Source organism: Bacillus sp. AFS029533 (genome assembly GCF_002585125.1).
GTDB classification, from domain to species: domain Bacteria; phylum Bacillota; class Bacilli; order Bacillales; family Bacillaceae_G; genus Gottfriedia; species Gottfriedia luciferensis_B.
This window is the reverse complement of sequence record NZ_NUQC01000021.1, coordinates 201851-219226: the sequence shown is the minus strand read 5'-3', so window position 1 is coordinate 219226 and position 17376 is coordinate 201851. Positions and strand designations below refer to the sequence as shown.

19 protein-coding genes and 1 pseudogene are annotated in these 17376 nt (G+C 32.9%); 11 read left to right on the top strand and 9 right to left on the bottom strand.

All coding sequences use genetic code 11. The annotated features are described in order from the left end of the window. Window positions 1-143 precede the first annotated feature (143 nt). Entirely contained in the window at window positions 144-1388 is a 1245-nt protein-coding gene (locus COE53_RS12185) for an NAD(P)/FAD-dependent oxidoreductase (RefSeq protein WP_098948094.1), read from the top strand. A 235-nt stretch (window positions 1389-1623) separates the two neighbouring features. Here COE53_RS12185 and COE53_RS12180 read toward each other — a convergent pair whose 3' ends face one another. Continuing rightward, window positions 1624-2361, bottom strand: a complete 738-nt coding sequence (locus COE53_RS12180) for a hypothetical protein (protein WP_098948093.1) — start codon at window positions 2359-2361, stop codon at window positions 1624-1626. Between the two features lie 441 nt (window positions 2362-2802). After that, the gene (locus COE53_RS23965; RefSeq protein WP_180242414.1) at window positions 2803-3156 is read right to left on the bottom strand and encodes a hypothetical protein; all 354 of its coding nucleotides are present in this window, start codon (window positions 3154-3156) and stop codon (window positions 2803-2805) included. Between the two features lie 350 nt (window positions 3157-3506). Between COE53_RS23965 and COE53_RS12170 the strand changes: the two genes are divergently transcribed. Beyond that, window positions 3507-4379 (top strand): ROK family protein, encoded by an 873-nt coding sequence (locus COE53_RS12170; protein ID WP_098948092.1) that lies wholly within the window; start codon window positions 3507-3509, stop codon window positions 4377-4379. Between the two features lie 23 nt (window positions 4380-4402). Next, window positions 4403-5347, top strand: a complete 945-nt coding sequence (gene manA / locus COE53_RS12165; RefSeq protein ID WP_098948091.1) for a mannose-6-phosphate isomerase, class I — start codon at window positions 4403-4405, stop codon at window positions 5345-5347. A 169-nt stretch (window positions 5348-5516) separates the two neighbouring features. On the opposite strand, the gene COE53_RS12160 is transcribed toward manA, so the two are convergent. The 3 genes from COE53_RS12160 to COE53_RS12150 all read right to left on the bottom strand — a co-directional run bounded on the left by COE53_RS12160 (window position 5517) and on the right by COE53_RS12150 (window position 7718). Next, on the bottom strand, window positions 5517-6035 hold the full coding sequence (locus COE53_RS12160; protein WP_069034211.1) for a cysteine hydrolase family protein: 519 nt from the start codon (window positions 6033-6035) through the stop codon (window positions 5517-5519). 120 nt (window positions 6036-6155) lie between these two features. Beyond that, a complete protein-coding gene (locus COE53_RS12155; protein ID WP_069034210.1) occupies window positions 6156-7040 on the bottom strand; it encodes an RCC1 domain-containing protein in 885 nt (294 codons plus the stop codon). Between the two features lie 42 nt (window positions 7041-7082). Then, window positions 7083-7718, bottom strand: coding sequence for a pentapeptide repeat-containing protein (locus COE53_RS12150; RefSeq protein ID WP_098948090.1), 636 nt, complete (start codon window positions 7716-7718; stop codon window positions 7083-7085). A gap of 333 nt (window positions 7719-8051) precedes the next feature. Between COE53_RS12150 and COE53_RS12145 the strand changes: the two genes are divergently transcribed. Then, a complete protein-coding gene (locus tag COE53_RS12145; protein WP_025568217.1) occupies window positions 8052-8444 on the top strand; it encodes a spore coat protein in 393 nt (130 codons plus the stop codon). Between the two features lie 307 nt (window positions 8445-8751). Next, the gene (locus COE53_RS12140; RefSeq protein ID WP_069034208.1) at window positions 8752-9120 is read left to right on the top strand and encodes a DUF4180 domain-containing protein; all 369 of its coding nucleotides are present in this window, start codon (window positions 8752-8754) and stop codon (window positions 9118-9120) included. Window positions 9121-9123: 3 nt separating this feature from the next. Here COE53_RS12140 and COE53_RS12135 read toward each other — a convergent pair whose 3' ends face one another. Beyond that, window positions 9124-9663, bottom strand: a complete 540-nt coding sequence (locus COE53_RS12135; RefSeq protein WP_069034207.1) for a helicase — start codon at window positions 9661-9663, stop codon at window positions 9124-9126. A gap of 121 nt (window positions 9664-9784) precedes the next feature. Between COE53_RS12135 and COE53_RS12130 the strand changes: the two genes are divergently transcribed. Continuing rightward, a complete protein-coding gene (locus COE53_RS12130) occupies window positions 9785-10480 on the top strand; it encodes an aspartate/glutamate racemase family protein (RefSeq protein WP_069034321.1) in 696 nt (231 codons plus the stop codon). Between the two features lie 58 nt (window positions 10481-10538). Here COE53_RS12130 and COE53_RS12125 read toward each other — a convergent pair. Next, window positions 10539-10886 (bottom strand): annotated as a pseudogene (locus tag COE53_RS12125) (IS3 family transposase); the annotation flags it as partial. Between COE53_RS12125 and COE53_RS12120 the strand changes: the two are divergent. The 4 genes from COE53_RS12120 to megL all read left to right on the top strand — a co-directional run bounded on the left by COE53_RS12120 (window position 10841) and on the right by megL (window position 14512). Further along, a complete protein-coding gene (locus COE53_RS12120; protein WP_069034206.1) occupies window positions 10841-11155 on the top strand; it encodes a sensor histidine kinase in 315 nt (104 codons plus the stop codon). The pseudogene COE53_RS12125 and the gene COE53_RS12120 sit on opposite strands and share 46 nt — an antisense overlap. Before the next feature lie 21 nt (window positions 11156-11176). Beyond that, entirely contained in the window at window positions 11177-11845 is a 669-nt protein-coding gene (locus tag COE53_RS12115; protein WP_069034205.1) for a response regulator transcription factor, read from the top strand. Between the two features lie 552 nt (window positions 11846-12397). Continuing rightward, window positions 12398-12529, top strand: coding sequence for a hypothetical protein (locus COE53_RS24350; protein WP_282439847.1), 132 nt, complete (start codon window positions 12398-12400; stop codon window positions 12527-12529). A 786-nt stretch (window positions 12530-13315) separates the two neighbouring features. Continuing rightward, complete coding sequence (megL, locus tag COE53_RS12110) at window positions 13316-14512, top strand: methionine gamma-lyase (protein ID WP_069034204.1); 1197 nt, start codon at window positions 13316-13318, stop codon at window positions 14510-14512. Window positions 14513-14580: 68 nt separating this feature from the next. On the opposite strand, the gene COE53_RS12105 is transcribed toward megL, so the two are convergent. Together COE53_RS12105 and COE53_RS12100 are read right to left on the bottom strand one after the other, a co-directional pair. After that, a complete protein-coding gene (locus COE53_RS12105; RefSeq protein WP_098948089.1) occupies window positions 14581-15144 on the bottom strand; it encodes a hypothetical protein in 564 nt (187 codons plus the stop codon). A 485-nt stretch (window positions 15145-15629) separates the two neighbouring features. Continuing rightward, window positions 15630-16418, bottom strand: coding sequence for an HAD family hydrolase (locus COE53_RS12100; RefSeq protein ID WP_069034202.1), 789 nt, complete (start codon window positions 16416-16418; stop codon window positions 15630-15632). A gap of 216 nt (window positions 16419-16634) precedes the next feature. Here COE53_RS12100 and COE53_RS12095 point away from each other — a divergent pair, with 216 nt between their 5' ends. Continuing rightward, on the top strand, window positions 16635-17201 hold the full coding sequence (locus tag COE53_RS12095) for a DUF1643 domain-containing protein (RefSeq protein ID WP_025568207.1): 567 nt from the start codon (window positions 16635-16637) through the stop codon (window positions 17199-17201). Window positions 17202-17376 lie beyond the last annotated feature (175 nt).

Genomic DNA, 17376 nt, shown 5'->3' with positions numbered 1-17376 from the left:
TCAATTGGGAATAAATATTGTAAGACATTAATTTGTTTCAATTATTTAATATTATACAGTGCTTTAGTAGAATTCCTTGCATACACAAAAAGAGGTTGGAAATAGTAACATTATACTTTTTAATAATTGGAGGATATAGATGAATGAATCTACACTCTGGAACCTATTATTGGCCTACTACATTTCCTGATGCCCCATCATATCCAACATTGGATGAAGACCTATCTTGTGATGTATTAATCATTGGGGGTGGAAGCTCAGGGGCACAATGTGCATATTATCTTTCCGATACTAATTTAGATGTGGTTGTAATTGAAAAATCAACCATAGGCAGCGGCAGTACTAGTACGAATACGGCCCTCCTTCAATATTCCGGTGAAAAAATGTTTACAGATATGATTAACACCTTTGGTGAAGGTTACATAAAAAGGCATTTACAACTTCTGAAAGAAGCCATAAATGAAATTGAGGCAGCCTCAAAGAAAGTAAACATTAATTGTGAATTCAATAGAAGAGATACGCTCTATTCCGCAAGCTGTGTGGCTGATGTTGAAAGTCTTAAAAAGGAATATGAATTTTTAAAACAGCAAAACTGTGAACTTACTTTTTTAACTAAGGAAGATATTGAAGCGAAATATCCTTTTAGCAGGGATGCCGCTATCTATTCATATAATGATGCAGAAATTAATCCTTTCAGATACACCCATGCACTTCTGGATTACTCCGCAAGCAAAGGAATCCGTATATTTGAACATACAGAAATGAACGGTCAACATTATGATAAAGAAGAAGATAGGATGATAGCTTCTACAAAGAATGGTTTTTCTATCAAAGCACGATATATTATTTTTGCAGCAGGTTATGAAGGAGTAGAGATAAAAAAGGAGAAAAAAGCTTCCTTTGTAAGTACATATACGGTAACTACCCACCCAGTCAAAGATCTTTCCGAATGGTATAATAGGACACTCATTTGGGAAACCGCTCGTCCATATTTATTTATGCGTACAACTAGAGATAACCGGATTATCATTGGCGGACTTGATGATAATACTTCGTATTCTGAAGATCGTGATAGTAAACTGATTCACAAAAAGAAGAAACTGATTGAAGAGTTTAATAAGATGTTTCCAACTATTAAAGTACAGCCAGAATATTTCTTAGCTGCATTTTATGGAGGCACAATCGATGGCATTCCGATTATTGGGAAATATGAAGCATTTCCAAATAGTTATCTCCTATTCGCATTTGGTGATAACGGGACGGTTTACAGCCAGCTGCTTTCAAAGCTTATTGCAAAGGAAATTGTTGAAGGGAACTGTCCAGATTTAGCTCTATACTTGCAAGAGCGACCTTTGCTAAACAATGGATTTTTTACTTCTTCCAATTAATTCTATTTACCAGATAGACTCTGTTAAACTTTAATGTTGATAATTTCATAAAAATAGAGGAAACCCTATTTTATTATTTTTTCATAAATCCTGTGACCAATAAGCAGCCGATCATTGGGAAAAAGTAATTCCGATGAGTTGTGTATTTACAGGAATATCGAAAGATCAGTAGGTAGTCTATGGCAGAACATTGAACAAAAAAGAAGGTCTACAACAAAGTAGCCTTCTCTTTATTTTAAAATTTAACGGATGCTTTCGGTAGATAACCGACGTATTTTCCAGCATATTTGACGTATACATAATCATGTTTGACGCCATATCCAGTACTCATCACATAAATTTTCGCCCCTTTTGAGAGGGATTTTATGTTCGTTCCTTTTCCATCTGCAAGCGATTTGATCATTGCAGATGACATTGTGTAGCTATATTTATTAACAGTTGTCGCTTTTGGTTTGATTGTGACCGGCATCGCTTTTGAGTAGTGTGTGCCTTTTCCGCTTTGTACTGGATCGGATGTACGGAAGACAAAGTTATAAGATAAACCGACAACAAGCGACCCTTTGTACGAATACGAATTCGTCCCTTTGTGGACGATGACATTTTTTCCACTAGGTAACGTGATTTCCGTGAAACTGTAATCATGATCAACAGGCGGTTTAAATGAAATGTTGACAGTCCCATTTGTTTCCTTAATGTTGACATTTGTCACAGGCCCCGGTGGTAATGGATTATCCCAATAAACCGTTGTTCCTTTTGACACATTGCCATTAAAATCGATTGTTTGAATAAGGAACGTATACTCCGCGTTAATCGTCGCTGGTTTGTAATCATAAACATGATTGGCGTTTGGGCTACCAAAAAACGTTAATCGTTGTCCATTTGGTAGTGTTAATCTGGACGCAACATAATCAGAACTGTATGGCGCAACCCAACTAATGTATAAATAATCATCGCCATTGCTTTTTTTTGTCACTGGATCATATCGTAGATTTTTTTGCTGCCACCTAATGAGCCAATTAAGGATTTCATTTGGCGGAGTTTGGTCGTTTCCTGTTTTGATGGTTTTTTGTCGTTGGTTCAATAAAGAAAAGTTAGACCACAAATATATTTTGTGGTCTTTATCATTTAGTCAAAAATCAACTATAATAGAGCCTTATATTAAAATGCTTTTTTTGATTTAAAAAAGAATGCCTAATTACACACTCTTAAGGGACTCATATTTAAATACGTAACAGCCCCAAAAATAAAGACAATTACCATATCTAAGCAATTATTATTGAAAAGTAAAAGAACATCTATCCTATTTAAAGTCAGGGACAGATGTTCTCGTAAAAGAAATTGAAGAGTATCCTATCATTCAATCAATTAATAATACTAGGAAAAAAACGAATTACCTTTTTCTGCTTTTTTGAACTTAAAAGTTCCACCATCTGTCACTACGACGACCGTTATTATCGCGTCTTTCATCGTCGCAACGATCTACTGCACGACAGAATTCTTCTTGATTAACCGTAACTTTCGCATTAAATGTAATCTCTCTATCTCTTCTGTTGTTTCTATCGTTGTTTCTATCGTTGTTTCTATCGTTGTTTCTATCGTTGTTTCTATCGTTATTTCTATTGTTATTTCTATTGTTATTTCTATTATTATTCCAATCATTATTCCAATCATTATTTCTATTATTATTCCAATCATTATTTCTTTCGTTATTTCTTCCATTATTACAGTTACAACTCATTATAAACACACCTTTTCCTTTTAATTTCATCTCAACATCACATCCTATGATTGGACAAGCAAAAAGAAATGGACAAGTGTTTGATTTTAATAAATATGTTATGCAAATAGGCGTTTTGAGTTTAATTTTAAATTTACAAAAAAAGGAAGTCGCTCGAGGGAGAGGGGCTTCTTTTTTTGTACATGAAAAGAGTCTTATTCTTATATAGCTTTCATAAGTATATATGGATTAAAAAATATATTTCGTTCAATAGAATATGTGAAATCAGTCACCAATCAACTTTAAAAATGTTTCTATATACAAAAAAAGTAAGGCGAGCTTCTAACTACTTTAAATAATGTAAGGTTTAATTAGTTTATTTTAATTGGAGGTAATGGCAAATGTTAGGTGCAATCGAAGCAGGTGGAACAAAGTTTGTATGTGCTATCGGAGATGAAAATGGCAATTTAATTAGGCGTATTCAATTCCCGACAACTGTGCCAGATGAAACGATTTCACAAGTTATTGAATTTTTTAAGAACTATCCCATAAAAGCAATTGGTATTGGATCATTTGGTCCGATTGATGTAAACGAGGCGAGCGCTACTTACGGATCGATTACATCAACCCCTAAAATGGCTTGGCAAGGTTTTCCTTTCGTACAAGCAATTAGTCAGCATTTTTCTGTTCCAATTGGTTTTAATACGGATGTGAATGCTGCGGCACTAGGAGAAGCTACTTTTGGTGCAGCAAAAGGCTTAGATAGCTGTTTATATATAACAATTGGTACGGGTATAGGAGCTGGAGCTGTCGTAAATAGCAATTTACTTCAAGGAATCACACACCCGGAAATGGGACATATATTAGTGAGACGTCATCCGAATGATGAGTTTGGAGGGAACTGTCCATACCATCGTGATTGCTTAGAAGGCTTAGCCTCTGGACCTGCAATTGAAGCGCGATGGGGGGGAATAGGTTCAAATCTAATCAATCGAAAAGAGGTTTGGGATTTAGAAGGATATTACATTGCCCAAGCACTTATGCAATACATATTAATTCTTTCTCCTAAGAAAATCATTCTTGGTGGGGGTGTAATGAATCAAATGCAAGTTTTTGAAAGTGTTTACAAATATTTAAAAGAGCTAGTTTGCGATTATGTTAGTTTACCAGATTTGAATGAGTATATTGTACCACCTGGTTTAGGTAATAATGCTGGAATCATCGGAGCTCTTATGCTTGCACACAATGCTTTAAATAAAAATGCACTAGTTTAAATAGCCTATAGGAGGAAATTACCATGCAACCATTATTTTTAAAACCAGTATTTAAAGAACGAATTTGGGGAGGAACAGCTTTAAAATCAGATTTTAACTATAATATACCGAATGAAAATACGGGTGAATGCTGGGCAATTTCGGCTCATCCTAATGGTGCTTCCATTATTGAAAATGGTCCATTTACAGGTATTGCATTAAATGAATTGTGGAAAAAGCAGCCAGAATTATTTGGTCACCCAAAGGAAGAAGTTTTTCCACTTTTAACGAAAATATTAGATGCAAATATGGATTTATCTGTTCAAGTACATCCGGAAGATTCTTATGCAAAAGTGAATGAAAATGGTGATCTCGGTAAAACAGAATGCTGGTATATACTTGACTGTAAAGAAGATGCACATATGATATTTGGCCATAATGCCAAAACAAAAGAAGAACTAATTAAACAAATTAAAGAAGGTGAATGGTCAGATTTACTTCGCCGAGTAAAAATAAAGCCGGGTGATTTTTTCTATGTCCCAAGTGGAACGATTCATGCTTTATGTGAAGGGACTCTCGTATTAGAAACTCAACAAAGCTCTGATACAACTTACCGGGTTTACGATTATGATCGAAAAGACCATGAAGGAAATTTAAGAGAGCTTCATTTAAATAAAGCAATCGATGTAACAACAGTTCCTCATCAAGAAACAGAAGTGGAATTTAAGACGGAAGAAAAAGAAAATATAAAGATTAATACATTCGTAGATTCTGAATTTTTCACCGTATATAAATGGGATATTACTGGTAAGGCTTATTTAACTTATAATGATCAATATCTACTTTTAAGTGTAATAAACGGTAATGGAAAACTGATCCATAGCGGAGAAGAATATAGTTTATCAAAAGGCTCAAACTTCATCATTCCTGTTGGATTTGGGGAATTTGTTTTAGATGGAGATTGTGAAATAATTGTTTCGCATACTTAAAAATTTAAGGAAAACAAAGGCATCCTTTCAGAAGGTTTTCAGACTGAATGCAAGCGCTTGCATTATGATGTGTGAATTTCTCTAAGGCTTAAAAAGCACCGCAGATAGGGTGAGGCAAATAAGTAAGTGAGGGTTTGTTAAGAAAAAAGGCAGCTTATTAGCTGCCTTTTTAAAATACAATTTCAGAAGTAGTTTTAGGCTCAGCTAGCCAGCGCAGAGTCTGATTATGGTGTTTAATAATTTGATCAGCCGTAAGCTCATCTGAATCCCATGTACTATGAGCATCCGTAACAAGTGTAATTTCATAGCCATTTCCAAAGGCGTTTCTAGTCGTTGTATCAACACAGATTTCCGTTTGAATTCCCGCCATGACTAAATGATTAATTTCCTGTTTTGCCAGCTCTTCTTTTAAATTCGTCTTGAAAAATGAGTCTGGTGTTGTTTTATGTATAATGATATCTCCATCAATTGGAGCAATATCTGACTGAATTTCCCATCCAGGTGTACCGTATTCAAGTGGAGAACCTTCTTCAGAATGTTGGATATAAAATATTGGCGTATTTGTAGCTCTTGCTTTATCAATCAATTTGTTGAGATTATTTAATAATGTTTTCCCGTTATATACCGGATTAGATTCCGAGAACATAAAAGCCTGTACATCAATTACTAAAAGAGCTGTTTTTTTCATTTATAAATCTCCCCTTAGAAAATTGGCTATTTTTTACACCTTATAGAAGAAAATATATCATTATTAACAACATAGGAGAAGGGTTATTTCCAGAAGATTTCGCTTGTTGTAATTTAAAAACTATTTTGCAGTTAGTTGAATACCGTGCCAGTTGCTTACATCACATTGGCCAAATTCATTACTGCCTACAGCTACAACTGTGCCATCTGATTTAAGTCCAAGAGTATGTGTACAACCCGCCGAAATCGCTACAATATCGCACCAGTCACGTACATTACATTCGCCATGACTTTTCAAGCCGGTAGCCATAACTGTGCCGTCCGCTTTAAGTCCGATCGTATGATTACTACCAGCCGAGATCGCTATCATGTCGTGCCATTCGCTTACATCACATTGACCATCCTTATTCAATCCCACAGCGACAACTGAGCCGTCCGACTTTAGCCCGACGGTATGGAGATAACCTGCTCCAACCGCTACAATCTCTTGCCATCCACTCACTTTACATTGGCCATACCGATTATTACCTACAGTTGTAACTGTGCCATCCGCTTTAAGTCCAACAGTATGCCAGTCACCTGCCGCTGTTGCTACTATATTGTGCCAATCACTTACATTGCACTGACCATCGTTATTTCGACCTACAGCTACGACCGTACCATCTGATTTAAGCCCGACAGAACGACGCCAACCAGCCGAAATCGCCACAATATCACACCAGCCGCTTACATTACATTGTTCATGCTTATTCCATCCTACAGCCACAACAGTGCCGTCTGATTTAAGCCCAATCGTATGAGAATTACCCGTGTGAGCGTTACCCGCAGCAACCGCCACAATATCGCTCCAATCGTTTACTTCTAGTTTGCCATATTTATGATCACCAACAGCTGTCACAGTACCATCTGATTTAAGCCCGACGGAATGACGATAACCAGCGGCTATAGCAGCTTTAAGCCACATTTTCACTTTTAACTCCGCTTCGTTTGGTGTTGTAGAATCCATGTTTTTACCACTCCAATTCCTAACAGGATTTAAATCGTACTTCTAATCTACAATCTTTAAACCCATCAATGTTGCAAATTGAACTGCTTGATTTGATGAAACCTTACAGCCATTTAAATTACTAATTGAAACTGTTAATTCATTAAAAGTAGAACTACTAATATCTATACCATTGAGAGATGTTTGTTCAAAATTTGATCCATCAATATTACAGCTATTAAAATCTACTTTTTTAAATTTACAATCATAAAAATCAGTACTTTTTAGAACAGAGTCTCGAAAAATTACTTTTTCTAGTTTTGATTCTCCGAATAGTGCCAAATTTAAAACGGAATTTTCAAATTGTACATTACCAATGCTAGATTCCGTAAAATTTGCACCTAATAATTTACAATTTTTAAAGATAACTTTGTGGATGGAAGAATTTCTCATATTACAATTTGATAAATCACAGTCTTCGAAATATACATCAGTCATACTGATATTTTTAAAATCTGTATTTGTAAATTTACAATTCTTGATAACGGCTTTATATAAAAATACTCGATCTACAACTTCATTTTCAAAAACAGAGCCAGAGACCTCACACATTCCTAATTCTGGATCCTCTTCATAAAAAATATCATAAAAACTTCTTGCTATTAATTCTTTGGGGATAGTAGGTGTATCGATTTTCATATTGATTCCTCTCTTTAAATAAGTTAGATGAAACTTACATCTATGATTAACTACTCATTACTATAAAGAACTTTGAGGTTTAAAAAAAGACTTTTAATTTTAGTAGGTCTGTGTACAAAACACCTTATTTTATGAGGTGGAAACGTTAACTCTATTGTCAAATTCTCTCCTTTTATAAATAAAATTTACTATTGAATATTAAGTCACTTATTCTAATTTTTGCTTTTTAAAAAATCGAAATCTATTAAAAATTCCATATTTATACTAGGATACTTGTCCAATCTACTTTCTATTATTTTGAATAAATTATATTAAAACTCAGGAGGTGATTTTATGAATTCAATGCGTCCAGTATCTAGAGCTAGTGTAGCTCAAAGACAAGGATCTTTTAATAGAATAGAAAATGCACAAGCAGAATTGCAACGTTTAGTAATCCGTGATTCACACAACATTACAGTTGCTCAGACTGAAGCTCAAGCTTTAGTTTTAGTACAACTTTCACTAAGTGCAGCAATTGAAGCTGTAATTCTAATTTTTGGTGATGATCCAAGAATTAGTCAGCTACAAAAAGTTGCTCAGTCCTTAGAGAACCTTCAATTACAATCACAATCTGTTTTGATTGAAAAAGCTGATACAATTGTAGTAACACAAACTGAACTTCAATTTGAAGCAGTTATTCAAGCTGCAATTGCATTATTAGCACAAATAGTAGCAAAAATCGGCTAATAATTTTTGGAGAAGAAAAGGACAAACTGTTTATGTCCTAAACCTCTTATACAAATTTGTTAAATGATTTTTTGCTAGGGTTTATGACTTTTTTTGAAGATGTTGGTAGTCTCCCGTCTTCAAAGAAAGTTATCCTGATTTTGATTTTAATACCATCTATTTTTATCAATCCGACAAAAATAGATGGTATTTTAGTGTTCATCTATCATTAATTATTAAAAATAAAAACAAAAGTATCGCTTCACGCTACATATTCTTTGTTTTAAAATAGTAGAAATAATAAAAACTTTGAAAAGGGGAAGAGTAGATGAATATTAAAACAACAGAAGTAAATGGGCAAGTAATTGCAATCGCCAATGCTGATTCAGTAATTCTTATGGATGAAAAAAGTGCTTTAGATCTTATTATGACAATAAGTTATGATTATAGAAGTAATCATATAGCACTTAATAAAGAAGCAATTTCAGAAGACTTTTTCAATCTTAGTACGAAACTTGCAGGAGCAGTGCTTCAAAAGTTCGTTAATTACAATATTAAGTTTGGGATTATAGGTGACTTTTCTAGTTATACAAGTAAGGCACTAAAAGATTTCATTTTTGAGTGTAATAAAGGAAATAATGTATTTTTTGTATCAACAGAACATGAAGCAATTGATCGATTATCAAAAGCAAATTAAACACTATTTTTGACAAAAGATAAAATGATTATCATTGTTCCAAACATGGAGATGATCAGCACGGTATCCTCGAAGCCATAGTACACCATTTATCCGTCTAATGTAAAAACCTTTTGGAAAATCTTCATCTTCAGATAATGCCTCAGATGCAATTGTGATAGAACCGGATGGAGCTTGATGCTGCTTTACAGAATTCCCTGCAAAACCTTCTGGTTGATCTAAGTATGACAGTCTTAAGTAAGGTCCTAGCTCGAGAGGGCACAATTGCAAATTTAGTTCCTTTGCTTTTTTATAAATTTGAGGTGTTGTAGCTCCTTCTAAAAATCCAAGATCGCCAACCGTTAGTTCAACTGTTTGAAGGCTGTACTTTGTTTTTGATATTGTAAAGTGCTCATCTTTTAATAGCATCTCACCATATTCATTCATTGAGATAGAAGCTTGTTGAAGTTTCTGGATTAACTGGGATTTCGTTTGGCTACCAATTTCTACTATTCTAGTAATAAACGGACAATTAGGGTATATTTTTTCTTTTTCTACATGCATTTTGGTCTCTCCTACTTTATTTTAATGTGCTTAAACTATTCTATAGTTCTCGTTAAATTTCCTTGTTAAACTAAGAGATAATAATAGGTCAAAATTTTTGGAAAATTGGAGTTGAATGATGATGAAAACAATTGGATTGATTGGTGGTATGAGTTGGGAGTCTTCATTACTGTACTATCAAATTATGAACGAACGTGTGAAAGAAAAGCTTGGCGGTCATCATTCCGCAAAAAGCTTACTGTATTCAGTCGATTTTCAAGAAATTAAAACACTTCAGTTTGAGGATCGATGGGATGAGTTAACGAAAATTATGATTGATATTGCTAAAAAGCTAGAGACAAGTGGAGCAGATTGTCTTGTTATTTGTACGAATACAATGCATAAGATGGCAAAGGAAGTGGAAGAATCAGTTAAAATTCCTTTATTACATATTGCTGATGCAACTGCTAAAGAAATTGTAAATAATGGGATTAAAAAAGTTGCTTTGTTAGGAACAGCATTTACAATGGAGCATGATTTTTATAAAGGAAGATTAATTGAGCAGTTTGGTTTAGATGTTATCGTCCCAAATGAGGCTGAAAGAAAACTAGTACATAATATTATTTATGAAGAACTTTGTCTTGGCATTGTAAAAGAAGAATCTAAGCAAGTTTATTTAAACATAATCGATCAGTTAATTGAACACGGAGCGGAAGCGGTTATTTTGGGGTGTACTGAAATAACGATGTTAATCTCTCAGGAAAATTGCAGTATCCCTGTCTTTGATACAACAAGAATTCATGCTGAAAGTGCTGTGGATTTTGCTTTAAGTATTTAATCATAAAAGAAACCCACAAGGTATGAAGTGAACCCAAATAGTTCGACACGTAATTTAATTATGCTGCTAGGGAGGATTGGACCCTGTATTGTACAGGGTCCAATCCTTTTAATTTTGTCTTAATTCGTTTGTGATTGTAGTAGTGGATATACTTTTCTAATTCTAAAATGAAATCTTCGATACTCTTAAATTCATGAAGATAAAATAATTCAGACTTTAATAAACCAAAGAAGTTCTCCATAACTGCATTATCTAAACAGTTACCTTTTCGGGACATACTTTGGATAATTTTGTTTTCTTTGAGTAGATGCTGATATTTTTTCATTTGGTAATATGCGTAAAACTCACGATTAAGTAGATTTGGAGCTATTCTACCAACGTTTCCACGATAAGAACGATACTTTTTACAAAATACTGTTTAGAATTTTACAAGAATCAATTACAAATGTTATACGTCATTCTCAAGCTACAAAACTAGATGTTGTATTGAAAAAGGAAGCTGATGTCATCAATATGACTATTAGGGATAATGGGGATTTAGAAAATGTTCAAAAAATTAGTCAAGGATTTGGATTAAAATCAATGAGAGAAAGACTAGAGAAAATGAATGGTAGTCTTTCGTATTCAGTTATTTTTCCACATGGCTTTGAAATCGTTGCAAAAATACCATTGTGACGAAGGGAAGGGTGAGAAAATATGTCAAATGAAAAAATAAAGGTCTTACTAGTTGATGACCAAACGATGATTAGGCAAGGGTTTAGTTATGTAATAAATCTACAAGATGATATGAACTTAATTGGTGAGGCATCTGATGGAATAGAAGCAATCAAGATAGCAAAAGAAAAACTCCCACATGTCATTCTGATGGATATACAAATGCCAAATCTTTCAGGAATAGATGCTACAAAAGAAATAATGAAACAATTACCTACGACGAAAATTGTTATTTTAACTACATTTGATGATCAAGAATATATTTACCAAGGAATTCGCTCAGGAGCTGTAGGGTTTTTATTAAAAGATGCCGAAGTTGAAGAAATGCTTGATGCGATTCGCTCAGCGTATCGAGGAGAAGCTATTTTTAAAACAACTCTTGCAGCTAATGCACTTTCTAGAGCGATTGTTTCTGGATTTGCAATGCCAAGTAAAAAAGGTGAATCAATCCTAATCGAAAAACCAACTGATCGTGAACAGGAAATCCTCCAGGAAATGGCCTATGGACTTCGAAATGACCAAATCGGTAAGAAGTTATTTATAACGGAAGGTACTGTTAAATCACATGTCCATCGTATATTACAAAAATTTGGCTGTGAAGACCGAACACAAGTAGTCGTAACGGCACTTAGGAATGGAATGGTGAAGTAAGAAGGACGTTTTGGAAAGTAAATAAAAAAGTAGATGTTATTTCTATCTGAGATAACACCTACTTTATTTGGACCGAAATCTACATAAATGAAATTTTTCAAAATGGCTTGTATTACTTTTAAAATCAATTCGGGGGAATAAGTTGAAAGGATAGTTTAGGAGAAGACATTTCGAATTGAAAAGTGCTTATTTTAGATTAAATTTAAGGCTAGAAGAAGTAATTATAAGGATGACTTTATAATTAGTAATAAAATGTTATAGAAAATCTTCGTTATATAGACTCGGTGATAAATGTGAGCATAAAATACATCTAATTAATTAGATATAATATTAAATGGTCGAAAGCAAGAGTTTGTTCTAGACACTGAACTATTTTGTACAAGTTTTTTTATGAAAAAAAGAGGGAAAATTAAAAAAACTACGAACTATTATTATTATTAATTCATTCGTTAATCGAAGTAATTTTTTCATTAAAAATTGGATATGTATTTTATTAAGTAAGTTTGTTAACAATACAGAAATTAAATAAAATTTACTAAAGAGGTGTAGTCAATGAGCTTCCATGATCCAAACGAATTTGATGAATTGATACCAAATGATACCGATTTAAATTTTATTAAGAAATTTCCAGAAGTTGAAGAAGCGATTGGAATTGATGAAATTCTGAAGTGGTTAGAAGATTAACGAGATGAGAATAATTTGAAAATAAAAAAGTACTTTCTAGATTTTTAGAAAGTACTTTTTTTCACGCTGTTGAAAAANNAAAAAAGTCTGCAATAAATCATTATCAAATTGCCTTTACTTAGAGTAACTCAACTATTGTATATTAATCAGCCTATAGGTCAATAAATATCGAGCTTTAATTAAACTAATCAACTAAATTTGTTTTTCTAAAAATTAGTCCATCGTATTTTTAACTTCTGAAAAAATTCATTACTAGTGATTAATGGAATCATGAAATTATTCAACCATCTTAACATTTAAAAACATTAATAGATCACCCCAAAAATGATAATTTCATCATTAAATTAATGTTCATTTAATGTCAGTTTTCTCGTTTTTTCTATAGATCAATTTATATTTCAACACTCTGAAAAAAGTACTTTTTAGATTTTTAGAAAGTACTTTTTTCCATTTTAAATTAAGATTATCAACCTAGTTAAAGAGGAAGATTTAATCATTACAATTCAACCGAACGAAAAAAGTAATAGGAAAAAAGTTAGGTAAGAAATGTTAATAAATACAAAGAACCAATATGAAATTGAACAATTTGCTACTTTCTATTTTGTATTTAAGTATTTTATTGAATTAAGAGCGTGTAATTTTGCCTATAGTAGGATCTATTAAAAGGTATTGCTTTCCTATTTCTAGAAGTAGTCTAAGTGAATATTTTGTAAGGGTTTTCATTTTGGTTTTTTGCTTTAATTAACGTTTGATCAATACGTACTTAATTAAGGAGGCTAATTAGAAATGAAGAAAAATCAGTTTGATACAAAGTTGATTCACGAAGGCTACAAAACTAGTGAGTATCACGGGAGTTTAACTCCTCCATTATTTCATACGTCTACCTATACGTTTCCTACTGCACAACATGGAGAACAGTCCTTTGCTGGTGAAAGAGATGACTTTATTTACTCAAGGTTAGGAAATCCAACTGTACAAATTTTGGAAGAACGAATGGCTGCGTTAGAAGAAGGAGAAGTAGCGTTAGCATTTGGTTCTGGAATGGCTGCTGTGTCTGCTACAATTTTTTCTTTAATTAGCACCGGGGACCATATTTTATGTTCAAAGGGTATTTATGGATGTACGTATGGTTTTTTAGAAATGCTAGAGAATAAATTTGGAATTGAACATAATTTTTGTGAAATGGATACTGAAGAAGAAATTCAAAACTTAATCCAAGAAAACACGAAAGTTATCTTTATTGAAACACCGATCAACCCTACAATGAAAGTAATTGATATTGAAATGGTTGTCGAAGTTGCAAAGAAAAATAATATTACTGTCGTAGTTGATAATACATTTTGTTCACCTTATTTACAAAAGCCATTAACACAAGGCTGTGACATTGTGCTACATAGTGCAACGAAATATATTAGTGGTCATGGTGATGTAGTTGCAGGAATTGTTGTTTGTAAAGCAAAAGAGCTAGCTGATCGAATGATTCCCATCCGAAAAGATATAGGAGCAATTATGTCACCATTTGATGCATGGCTCCTGCTTCGAGGATTAAAGACATTGGCTGTTCGAATGGACCGTCAATGTGAAAATGCAAAAAAGGTCGTTTCATTTTTACAATCACATCCAATGGTAAAGGAAGTATTTTACCCTGGAGATTTTAAAAGTCAAAATTATTTTATTGCAAGTAAGCAAATGAAAAAAGGTGGAGGAGTCTTCGCATTTACAATTGACGGAACGAAGAAAGATACGCAGGAATTTATTAACCACTTAGAGATGATAAAAATAGCTGTAAGTCTAGGTGATACAGAGACATTAGTTCAGCATCCAGCGACGATGACACATGCAGTCGTTCCAAAAGAGTTACGAGAAAAAATGGGCATAACAGATAATATGCTACGCATGTCAGTTGGGTTAGAAGCATGGGAAGATATCGTAGCCGATTTACAACAAGCATTAATTAAATCTAATAGCAATACTGTATGTTAATCGCTAGTTGATAAAAAAGTACTTTCTAAAATTTTCTTAGAAAGTACTTTTTATTTTCGCTCAAAAAATTAATTTGGAAAATCAACAATTTCATAAATAATATTTTTATCAATCCTAAACTCAATAGCAAAATGCGGATCAAAATCGATTAGTTGGTGGACTGTTATATATGAATCATGAATTTCATTAATGCAAACTACATAATGATAAATTAGTGTTTTTACGATGACTACCTCACCCTTAAAATCTTTGGCAAGACGATTAATCCTTTTTTGTGTTTGAGGAGACGTTCTTTCAGATACAGTTATATAATGTCGCTTCGCCTGCGATGACTCATCACTTGTAAAATCTCCTTGCTCATTTCTTGAAGAAACACTTTTACAAGATAATTTTCCAATCTCAATCACCAACGCTAAATCAATTCTAATTTGTCTAAACAACTCATCAGAGGCCAAAATGATCAAATTTAATGAATGGTCTTCATTAATTGATACTAATCTTCCTCTATAATTAAATAAAAAAGTCTCCAAAAAAACCTTTTTCCCAATTAATTTCTGAGCTCTTTTTAAAATATGACTTCTATTCTCTGGTGAAGTGCTTTTAGATATGCTAATTCCATGTTGTTCCGACAATAGTAGTTAACCTCCATGAGTTTGATACTACATTTTATGAAACGAATCATATAAGCCGAAACGGTCATTATCATTAGTTTAAAAATTTTTTTGGACGAGCAGTCGGTCAAAGGGAAGATTTTTAAGATTTTTGACATAAATAGGGGGTATATCTACTCAAAATCGTAATAGTTTATAATAATGTCGTTGTGAAATTGCAAGTTTGATTTGATTTTTGGCTCAATTGACTGGTTAGACTAAAATATTCATTTAAAGACACCAGTTTAAGTTGAAAAGAGGCCAAAAATACAGATACTAGTATTGGTATATATCTAGTTTAATTGCGTTTTTCATACTTTTAATTGCAGAAATGCCATTTTTAATTGCGATACCGAGAATTTAATTGCACTTGCTTGAATAAATTACGACTTAATCCAAATTCCAATCAATAAAAAAAATCCAGCAAGTCCCCATAATAATGGACCACTAGATTTTTTAAACAAAACCTACTTATTCAAAGAATCAATAATCGGATAAAGCTCTTCTAAATGAGTAATTTCATATGTAGGTACAACTTCATTTCGCTCTTTATTATGCCTATTAATCCATACGTTTTTCATTCCAATTCTGCTTGAGCCTAAAATATCAGTCATAAGATTATCTCCGACCATAATGACCTCTTCTTTTGATAGTTCCATTAATGATAAGGCATGTTCAAAAATACTTGGGTCAGGTTTACCTTTTCCGAAGTCTCCAGAAATTAGAATTTGATCAAAATATTCTTTTATCTTTGGTGTAATTGAAAGCTTCGTATGTTGCAAATCAGGGGAGCCGTTTGTTAGTAAGAGTAGTTTATATTGTCCATTTAATCGATCAAGCACATCAAATGTTTCATCGTATACAAAAGGATTTCCTTTGCGTTCTTCAGGGAATGTTTCGGCTAATAAACGACCAAATTCTGGATCATCTATTCCGAATGCTTTTAAGCCAAGCGTCCATGCATTTTTTCGATAGGTAGGTGAATTTTCCCTCATTTTTGGAAATTGATCATGATCATCTAAAAAATTCCCCCAAAGTCCTTCGAATGGATTAATGCCAATTAATTTAGTGAATTCGTATGTATCGTATGATTCATAAAGCTTTCTAGCCGCATCACGAACGGCATTTTCAAATTCAGCTGGATCAATACCGTATTTTTCTGTTGCTAGCTTGCATGTATTTGTGAATGCAACTTGAACACTTTTTTGGTCCCAAAGTAATGTGTCATCCAAATCAAAAATGATTCCCTTAATCATAAAAAAGCCCCTTCCAAATATGAACTGTATAAATTATCCACTATCGTACTAGGAAAATATGAATTAGTAAATAGTAAGCTACTAAAATTTAACTTTTTTTTTAGATACAAAGTATGGATTATTTATTTTAAATTAATAATATAGTACAAATGACGATTAGATGGAATATAATACTTTGTTGATTTTGTTTTAATTAATGATGAAAAGAGTGAGTATATGTCATTTGAAGATTTTGTAAACTGTCATTCAATGCAAATTCATACGAAGGCGGTCTTCGATAAACAAAATAAATTAATGCGATATTCGCTTACAAGAACTTGGGATGAATCAAAAAAGAAAGCTACGCTTGTATTACTTAATCCTTGTCGAGCAAATCATCTAAAGAGTGATTATATATTGGCGAGATGTCTTAACTTTTTTATAGATTATAAGAAAGGTAACTTCGGATCGCTAGAACTAGTAAATCTTTTTGCATTAATGGAACCGGATTCAACAAAGCTAAAAGGAAAAGAATGCGAAGTTGGCGAGCATAACGATGAAGCGATTAAATTAGCGATTAGTAATGCAGACATTATTATAGTAGGCTGGGGTTCAAGTAAACGATTTAAATGGCGAATAAAAGAAGTTCTAGATCTGCTAGAACCTTATAAAGATAAATTATTTAATTTTTGTGATGACTCAAATCGGAAGGATATCTTGATTCACCCAGTTATTTTAGCGGAGCGACATTGGTTAGAAAAATTAAATTTTGAAGCACTTTATGAATGGACTACAAAAGATTAATCTAAATAATCTTTATGAAGACAACTCATTTTGGGTTGTTTTTTTTATTACTTGAAAATTCAAATACTTATATTTATAAAAATTGTTATAATAAATTGAGCATTAAGTACAAGGCAGAAAGCTACACTTTAAATTAATTACAAAACTTTACTAAAATTGCTGACTTTCTAGAAAC